Origin of the sequence: Noviherbaspirillum denitrificans, assembly GCF_002211445.1 — a bacterium.
GTDB lineage: Bacteria > Pseudomonadota > Gammaproteobacteria > Burkholderiales > Burkholderiaceae_D > Noviherbaspirillum > Noviherbaspirillum denitrificans.
In genome coordinates, this window is sequence record NZ_LSTO01000025.1 from 1 (window position 1) to 7,746 (window position 7,746).

Sequence of the window (7,746 nt, forward strand, 5' to 3'; positions counted from 1 at the left end):
TGGCGGTGGAAAACATCCCCGGCGTGCATGCCGTGATGAATCGAGTCGAATGGTGCGACATGACGTCAGGGACTGTCATTCCGTTTCCGGACGAACGGCTCGAAGTGCCGCCGCCCTGAGCATTCCAGGATTGCGCGGAACAGTCTGTCCGCCGGGTCAGACCGCCTCTGTCACGATGCGGATCTCGCCCGACAGCGTCTTGTGGACCGGGCATTTGTTCGCGATGTCGGTCAGGCGCGCCTTCTCGTCGTCGGCGAGACTGCCGACGTAGCGTATCCGGCGCGTGAACACGTAGGCCCCGTCCTTCTGCCCGTGTTCGATGCGCACGTCGATATCCTGCAGGTCATAGCCCTTGCGTTTGGCGTACATGGTTACCGTGATCGCAGTACAGGCGGCCAGCGCTGCTGCCAGCAAGTCGTGCGGTTCGGGGCCGGTTTCCTCGCCGCCGAGGCTCTTCGGTGCGTCGGTAAGCAGCGTGTGCGGGCCGATTTCGATGACGTGCTGCAGCGGTCCTGCGCCGCGGTGGATGTTGACTTCCATGGGGACTCCGTGATCGGGTTTATCAAGACAACGCCGGCGCACGGCGCTGGAACAGCCCTTCCTATGCTAGCTGAACTTGATTTTCTTCGCGCTGGTTAGCGAAACCCAGTTGAACCTGCCCTTGTAGACATTTGATCAACATGGTCCGGTACAGTGCATGCCGCTCAATCTTTCGAGGCATTTGCGAAAGAAGTTTGACCCATGTCAGGAGCCGAAAAAATAGTGAAGGCCGAACCAAAATTCTTGTTGCAGCCATTTGTTCACCGTGAAAACATATTCCCGCCAGGTAACATTTCAAGATTGGATTGACTGCTGGCGCGCATGACCATCCTGCCCCATCCCCGCCGGGTGCCTGTGTTTTCAGTTGCACCGCCAATCCGCACCAAAAAGATCAGGCCAAAACAAGGTCAGGAGGAGAACAGATGCTGATGCGAAGCACCGGTATACAACGCTGCACTGCGCGTTGCGCCACGATTGCCTATGGCTCCGGCACCAGAAAGCAAGGTCCGGCAACAGACCTGCTGGCCCCAATGTAGCCACGCGACGTCATGCTGAGCGCATTCAGTCAGCGTCTGGAGGGCCGGCTGGCCATTACCACGGCGGTCTTTTGTGTCACGGCGGCGTTTGCCGCGAGCGTTATCTTGCAACTGGAGGCATTCCGCCTCGAGGCAGCGCGTGCGCAGGTGATGGCGCAGACCAGCAGCCATGCGCAAATGTTCCAGCGGAATATCGAACGCGCCTTGTCCGCCACCTATGCGATGTCTGCCTTGGTTCGCCAGGGCAAAGGCGTCATCTCGGACTTCGATTCCGTGGCGGACCAGATGTTGCCGTACTATCCCGGCGTGGCGGCGCTGGGACTGGCTCCCAAGGGCGTCGTCAAAAACATCGTGCCGATTGCCGGCAACGAGCGGAGCATCGGTCACGACATGTTGAACGACCCGCTGCGCGGCAAGGACGCTATTCGTGCGCGGGACTCCGGGCAGCTCACACTGGCCGGACCGTACACCCTGGTTCAGGGCGGACTGGGGGCGGTTGCACGCCTGCCTGTTTTCCTCGGCGATAACGGGGACGCCAGGAATTTCTGGGGCTTTACCACGGTATTGCTGCGTTTTCCCGAAGCGTTGTCACCCGCGCAATTGGCGGAATTGTCCAACCAGGGGCTGGCCTACGAGCTGTGGCGCATCGAATCGGATACAGGAAAAAAGCAGGTCATTGCGGCGTCGTCGACGTCTCCGCTCGTAGCGCCCATGACGCACTCCTTGAAGGTGGCCAACTCGGACTGGACACTCGGCGTGGCGCCCGAGGCCGGCTGGGGGGACCCGCTCGGACTTTCCCTTAAGGCAGCGCTGGGACTGGTGTTCAGCCTCATGCTGAGCTATATGACCAGGTTGCTCCTGGAGCAGAAAGCCCACAAACGCGAACTCCAATCCCAGGTTGCGCAGCGCACGGCCGAGATCCAGGCGTCCCGGCTCCAGCTGCAAACCACCATCGATGCGATTCCCGACCAGATGTGGGAACTCGGACTGGATGGTCATATCCATGACTGCCACTTTCCACGCTCGGATTCATCGGCCGCGCATGCCGGGACACTGATCGGCAAGACCATCTCCAACTGCTTCCCGCCGGATGCGGCGGCCTTGATCATGTCAGCGCTGCGGGAAGCGGACGATGCAGGCCGCTCGGTCGGCAATGAACTTTCTCTGCAATCGTCGAGCGGCCGCGTGTGGTTCGAGCTCTCCATCTGCCGCAAGAACGCCGACCTGCTGGCAGCACCGCGCTTTATCGTGCTTGCACGCGACGTCACTGAACGCAAGGCGGCAGAAGGCAAGGTGCAACGCCTGACGCGGCTGTACGCTGCTCTTTCAGAATGCAACCAGGCGATCGTACGCTGCACCAGCGAGGAGGAACTCTTCAGCCGGATTTGCCGCGACGCAGTGCAGTTCGGCGGCATGAAAACGGCATGGGTTGGCATGGTGGACAAGTCAAACCAGAGGGTTGTGCCAGTGGCATCGTACGGGGACGAGATGCACTTCCTGGATGGACTAGAGGTATCCTGCGCCGCTGACAGTCCATTCGGACAAGGCGCGGTCGGCACCGCGCTCCGCACCAATCAACCGGTCTGGTTCCAGGACTACCAAAACGATCCGCGCACCTCACCGTGGCGGGAACGCGCCATTCACTCGGGATGGGCGGGTGTGGCGGCCCTTCCATTGCGCCGGAGTGGTGCCGTGATCGGCGTATTCTGCCTCTACGCCGGCGAAGTCAACGCCTTTGACCAAGCGGCATGTAGCCTGCTGGTGGAAATGGCGCTCGACATCAGCTTTGCGCTGGACAACTTCGAGCGTGAAGCCGCGCGCAGGGAGTCGGAGGCCGCGCTGCGCGAAAGCAAGGCGCGTTATCGCGCAGTGACACAGTTCGCCAACGACGCGATTATCACTGCCGACCGGCTCGGCAATGTCGCAAGCTGGAACCAGGGCGCCCAGCTTATTTTCGGCTATGCCGAGGCTGAAGTTATCGGACAGCCGTTGACCATGCTGATGCCGGAACGCTACCGGGAGCGGCACTTGGCCGGCATGCATCGCTTCCTGTCCAGCGGACAGCCACGCGTCATTGGACATACGTTCGAAGCGGCAGGCGTGCGCAAGGATGGCACTGAGTTTCCGCTGGAACTATCGCTAGCCAAATGGGAAATCGCCGAAGGAGAATTTTTTACCGGCGTCATTCGCGACATCAGCAAGCGGAAAGAGACAGAAGCGACGCTCCAGCTTGCCGCCAAGGTGTTCGAACAGAGCAATGAAGGTATCACGATCACTGATGCCGACTGCAACATCGTATTGATCAACCACGCGTTTACCGTCATTACCGGCTATAGCGAGTCCGAGGCGATCGGCAAGAACCCGCGCCTGCTCTCTTCAGGATGCCAGGGGCCCCAGTTTTATAGCGACATGTGGGACGCGCTCAACGCGCACGGACATTGGCAGGGCGAGATATGGAATCGGCGCAAGGACGGCAGCGCCTACCCGGAATGGCTGTCGATCAGCCTGGTCCGCGATGCGAGCGGAAAGGTGTGCAACTACATCGGCATCTTCAGCGACATCACCCAGCGCAAGGCCGCGGAGGAGCGGATACTGAAGCTGGGGCATTTCGATCCCCTCACGGGTTTGGCAAATCGCATACTGCTGAACGACCGCATCAATCAGGCGATCATCACGGCCAAGCGCAATGGCACCAATCTGGCAGTGCTGTTCTTCGATCTCGATCATTTCAAGCATGTCAACGATTCCCTTGGCCACAGCGTCGGCGACAGGTTGCTGGTTGAAGTGGCAGCGCGTCTGAAAAATGCGGTGCGCGAGCAGGACACGGTGGGCCGGCCGGGTGGCGATGAGTTCGTGCTGGTCCTTCCGGACACCGGACCCGAAGGGGCGGCACACCTTGCGGAAAAACTGCTGGAGACCGTCGCCGAAAGCTATTGGATCGATCAGCATGAATTGGTCGTGACCCCATCGATCGGCATCGCCGTATATCCCGGCGACGGCGCGGATTGCGAATCCCTGCTCAAGTGCGCCGACGTTGCCATGTATCGCGCGAAGAAGGAAGGCCGTTACCAGCACCGTCTCTATACGGCGGAAATGCAAGCGCAGTCCGTGCGCACCCTGCAACTCGCCAATGCGCTGCGCAGCGCGCTCAAACGCAACCAGCTCATGCTGCACTACCAGCCGCAAGTCTCATTGACCGACGGACGCGTCATTGGCGCGGAGGCCCTGTTGCGATGGTCGCATCCGGAGCTGGGCATGATTTCACCGGTGGAATTCATTCCGATTGCGGAAGACGACGGGCAAATCCTCGCCATCGGCGAATGGGTGATGCGTACCGCGGCGCGGCAGTGCATGCAATGGATCGAGCGCGGGCTTCACGGCATGACCATGGCCATCAACCTGTCCGCAGTGCAGCTGCGCCAGCTCCATTTCCCGGAACTTGTCATGCAGGTTCTCAATGAGGTGAAATTGCCGCCGCAGTGCCTGGAACTCGAGCTGACGGAAAGTGTTGCGATGGGCCAGCCGGTTGAGGCAGCAGCAATGCTGGACCGCCTGCATCGACTGGGCGTGGGCATGTCAATTGATGACTTCGGCACCGGTTATTCGTCGCTGAGCTATCTCAAGCGCTTCCACGTCAACAAGCTCAAGATCGATCGCTCGTTCATCAGGGACGTCGACAGCGATCCGGATGACAGGGCAATTGTCGGTGCCATTATCGGCCTCGCAAGGAACATGGGCATGCAAACCATTGCCGAGGGAGTCGAGACGGAAGAGCAGGTGGGATTCTTGCAGAGCCTGCAGTGCGACGAAGTGCAGGGTTTTTATTTCAGCCGACCGCTGCCTGCAGAACAGTTTGAAGCATTTGCTAGGGAGCGGATGGTTTTGCAGTAAGCAGGTGCGACTGCATAAATGGAAAGGTTGGCTTGGCGCCTCGTCCCTGGACTCGATCTGGAAAACGACTTTCCATGGCAGATCCAGCCGGTCACGATAGCTGCGTACATAGAGCATGCCAAGCTACCTAAATTTTTCGCGGATTTTCTCCGAAATTCGTTCGGTCAACGCGGCCGTTATCGACAGCGGCGTTTCTCCGCCATGTGGCGTGGCCTGCGCACATAGAAACATCAGTTTCATCGGCCAGTCTCGGCAATACGCATTTTCATTGTGCTGCGGGATCGTCGCCCTGGCCGGATATTCCATGGCGGTTTAGATATTCCAGCTCAGGAGTTTGATATGCATCTCACACCGCCTCTTTACGTCTCACTCAATCACATAACTCGCTGTAAGCAAAGCTCTTTTTGTTTCATGCCGTTCCACAACATCGCATCTAAGCGCACTCCAAATGGGTAGCTAGCGACTACACTGAAGACCAGCAGATTGGCCACAATGTTTCACCATTTCCTCGCGCATCGGCAACACTGTGCGGCGCGGTGTGTCCGACCATTCTTACAGACTTGCGTCACGTGCGCTGAGGAGGTGACAGATGGCGAGACGCGGTAACGTATTGGACGATGTCCAAATTCGTCGCTGGATCACCAAGGGCATCCCCTTGGCCCGCTCCGAAGGCGACGGTCTGACCTTTATGCTGTCCGACACAGACACTGCAACATGGGTGCTGCGCTATTGGCTCGGCGCATCGACGAAGAGAACTGACGATCGGCAATAACCCGGACGTATCGCTAGCCGTTGCACGCAAAATCGCGCGCGAACGACGTGTCGAGGTCGACCAGGGCAAAGATCCGGTGGCCCTCAAGCGCGCCGACAAGTTGCGCAATGCAACGGCATGGACGGTGCGCGAACTGGTGGCGGACTTCAAGCAAAGAAAGCTGACCACGCAGCTCCTGGCGGAAGGAACAATTCGTTACTGCTGTTGGGATTTGGACAAAGTGATCTTGCCGAAACTCAGTGCAATGCAAGTGCGCACCGTTACGCCTGCGGATATCGTGCACATGATCGAATCCGCCCATTGACCGTGGTCTGTATCCAAGCGCGCGCTGACGTTAGCCCGGCTGTTATTTGCGGATGCAATCGGAAAGCGCCTGATCGATGTCAATCCGTGTACCGGGATAGACCTGGTCGCACTCAAAGGGGCGCGCCGCCGGTGCGCAAACGCCTCATGCTAGACGAAGACGAATTGCGGACCCTGCTCACTAAAATAGACGCGATCGGGGTCGAGAATGGATTGGCGTTCCGCATCCTGCTAGCGACCTGCGTGCGCACCATTGAATTGGTCAAGGCACGCTGGGAACGTATCGATTTCATGCACGGCACGTGGTGGGTGCCCGACGCATCGGTCAAGACGCGCAAAGGATTCCTGGTGCCACTTATGCCGACGGTTGCACACTGGTTCCAGCAGCTGCATGCGTTCGCGGGCGATTCCGCGTGAGTGCTGCCAACACGCCGCCAATTGCGACGCCGACGCTTCGGCGACCGCCATGTCGGCAAGACTACGCTGTGGGCGGCATTTGATCGTGCCTTCTGTAGCGGCAGCATTTCCATTCGCCGCTTCACGCCGCACGATACCCGTTGTACTGCAAAGGGACATATGCGGAGCATGGGAATTTCGCGGGAGATTTCAGAGATGGCGCTGAACCATACCTTGCAGGGAATGGAAGGCATCTACGATGCGCGCGAAGAAATCCCGGAGCGGCGGCATGCATTGGAACAGTGGGCCGCCTTCCTCGATGTATGTGTACGCAGCCAGCCGGCCAATTCGATGGCATCCGTTCAGGCGCGCGCATAACGGCTGCCCGTACGCATGCTGCCCCGCACGCCGTATCCTGCCGGCCCGCACGGGACAGCCTAGCCCACCGGCGTACACCGTGATGGCGGCGCGCGTGATACCGGGCGATCGGGGCCCGTCCGCATGCAGGCCGGGCACGCCGGTTCCCGCACGTGCCGGGATGGCGGGCATGTGCCGTGCTACGGCATGCGCGAGGGAAGAGCGCCGACAGCAATGTGTCCAATTTTCGGACGCATTCGGCGCAACGGAGAAGAATTGGCAGGTAACGACTGCGACGAGGCCTCGCTAGCGTCTGCCAGGAGACGGCGCGTGGTGCTTGATACTGACAACGCCTCGGCGACAGCGTCGTTGGCATCGCCATTGCGGTAAGCGAGAAACGCGGGCGTCGCTGCCCGAATCAACCACGACAGCGCTCCGGGACGTCGACCGCGCAGACCTCACGTTGCAGCCCCTCCCTGTTGCGGACGACCGCGTGGTCGATAGGACAAGACAACGCGACGCGTTTTTGCATGAGTACAACGGCGCCCTCACCACGTCTCACGCCCCCGGGCGCTCCCTCGATCATCGGCCGGCGACGACGCGCGGGCCAACGCAAATGGCGTGATTCATCGCCCCGTATCGCCGTCGGCGATTAGGATTCGTTGCAACTGTTGCTTTGCTAAAGTTTCGATGGTTCGCGCGCTGAAGATGGCAACAGTTTTTGACGTGTATAAGCTGCTACGCGTAGGACGGTTTTACGTGCGGCAGTACCCGTACGTTCTCCGCTCGCAGCATCGCCTTCAGCTGCAGATTTTCTATCGTCAGCGTGGCATTTTGTGAGGTCAACGACCGCAGCAGCGCTTCGGTTTCCGCCAGTTGGCGCCGCAATGCCCGGTTGCTTTCGCGTGCCGCCTGCAATTGCTGCGCTTTCACGTCGCGCTGCTCACGGCC

The 7,746-nt window shown here is 59.7% G+C and carries 8 protein-coding genes and 1 pseudogene; 6 read left to right on the forward strand and 3 right to left on the reverse strand.

Annotated features, from left to right (window positions below; genetic code table 11):
- Positions 1-156: 156 nt before the first annotated feature.
- On the reverse strand, positions 157-540 hold the full coding sequence (locus AYR66_RS27665; RefSeq protein WP_088710746.1) for an OsmC family protein: 384 nt from the start codon (positions 538-540) through the stop codon (positions 157-159).
- Between the two features lie 548 nt (positions 541-1,088).
- On the opposite strand from AYR66_RS27665, the gene AYR66_RS27670 reads away from it, so the two are divergent.
- On the forward strand, positions 1,089-4,967 hold the full coding sequence (locus AYR66_RS27670) for a bifunctional diguanylate cyclase/phosphodiesterase (RefSeq protein WP_088710747.1): 3,879 nt from the start codon (positions 1,089-1,091) through the stop codon (positions 4,965-4,967).
- A 123-nt stretch (positions 4,968-5,090) separates the two neighbouring features.
- Here the strand turns inward: AYR66_RS27670 and AYR66_RS27675 are convergent, their stop codons facing one another.
- Positions 5,091-5,273: a TauD/TfdA family dioxygenase gene (locus tag AYR66_RS27675; RefSeq protein WP_088710748.1), complete on the reverse strand. Its 183-nt coding sequence runs from the start codon at positions 5,271-5,273 to the stop codon at positions 5,091-5,093.
- Positions 5,274-5,556: 283 nt separating this feature from the next.
- Here AYR66_RS27675 and AYR66_RS30290 point away from each other — a divergent pair, with 283 nt between their 5' ends.
- The 5 genes and pseudogenes from AYR66_RS30290 (at position 5,557) to AYR66_RS30310 (ending at position 6,816) form a co-directional block, all read left to right on the forward strand.
- Positions 5,557-5,739, forward strand: coding sequence for a hypothetical protein (locus tag AYR66_RS30290; RefSeq protein ID WP_234815108.1), 183 nt, complete (start codon positions 5,557-5,559; stop codon positions 5,737-5,739).
- Positions 5,729-5,773 (forward strand): annotated as a pseudogene (locus AYR66_RS30530) (hypothetical protein); the annotation flags it as partial. The gene AYR66_RS30290 and the pseudogene AYR66_RS30530, both read left to right, overlap by 11 nt.
- A gap of 42 nt (positions 5,774-5,815) precedes the next feature.
- Entirely contained in the window at positions 5,816-6,043 is a 228-nt protein-coding gene (locus tag AYR66_RS30300; RefSeq protein WP_234815109.1) for a hypothetical protein, read from the forward strand.
- A 146-nt stretch (positions 6,044-6,189) separates the two neighbouring features.
- A complete protein-coding gene (locus AYR66_RS30305) occupies positions 6,190-6,459 on the forward strand; it encodes a tyrosine-type recombinase/integrase (RefSeq protein WP_234815110.1) in 270 nt (89 codons plus the stop codon).
- Between the two features lie 195 nt (positions 6,460-6,654).
- Positions 6,655-6,816, forward strand: coding sequence for a hypothetical protein (locus AYR66_RS30310; RefSeq protein ID WP_234815111.1), 162 nt, complete (start codon positions 6,655-6,657; stop codon positions 6,814-6,816).
- A 717-nt stretch (positions 6,817-7,533) separates the two neighbouring features.
- On the opposite strand, the gene AYR66_RS27685 is transcribed toward AYR66_RS30310, so the two are convergent.
- Positions 7,534-7,746, reverse strand: a 213-nt coding sequence (locus AYR66_RS27685; RefSeq protein ID WP_206047377.1) for a hypothetical protein, incomplete at its 5' end; no start/stop codon positions are given.

What these genes read in the sequence shown, in the direction of transcription:
- AYR66_RS27670 (WP_088710747.1), top strand. Translation starts at nt 1,089, where the DNA reads ATGCTGAGCGCATTCAGTCAGCGTCTGGAGGGCCGGCTGGCCATTACC.
- AYR66_RS27665 (WP_088710746.1), bottom strand. Translation starts at nt 540, where the DNA reads ATGGAAGTCAACATCCACCGCGGCGCAGGACCGCTGCAGCACGTCATC.
- AYR66_RS30310 (WP_234815111.1), top strand. Translation starts at nt 6,655, where the DNA reads ATGGCGCTGAACCATACCTTGCAGGGAATGGAAGGCATCTACGATGCG.
- AYR66_RS30290 (WP_234815108.1), top strand. Translation starts at nt 5,557, where the DNA reads ATGGCGAGACGCGGTAACGTATTGGACGATGTCCAAATTCGTCGCTGG.
- AYR66_RS30305 (WP_234815110.1), top strand. Translation starts at nt 6,190, where the DNA reads ATGCTAGACGAAGACGAATTGCGGACCCTGCTCACTAAAATAGACGCG.
- AYR66_RS27675 (WP_088710748.1), bottom strand. Translation starts at nt 5,273, where the DNA reads ATGGAATATCCGGCCAGGGCGACGATCCCGCAGCACAATGAAAATGCG.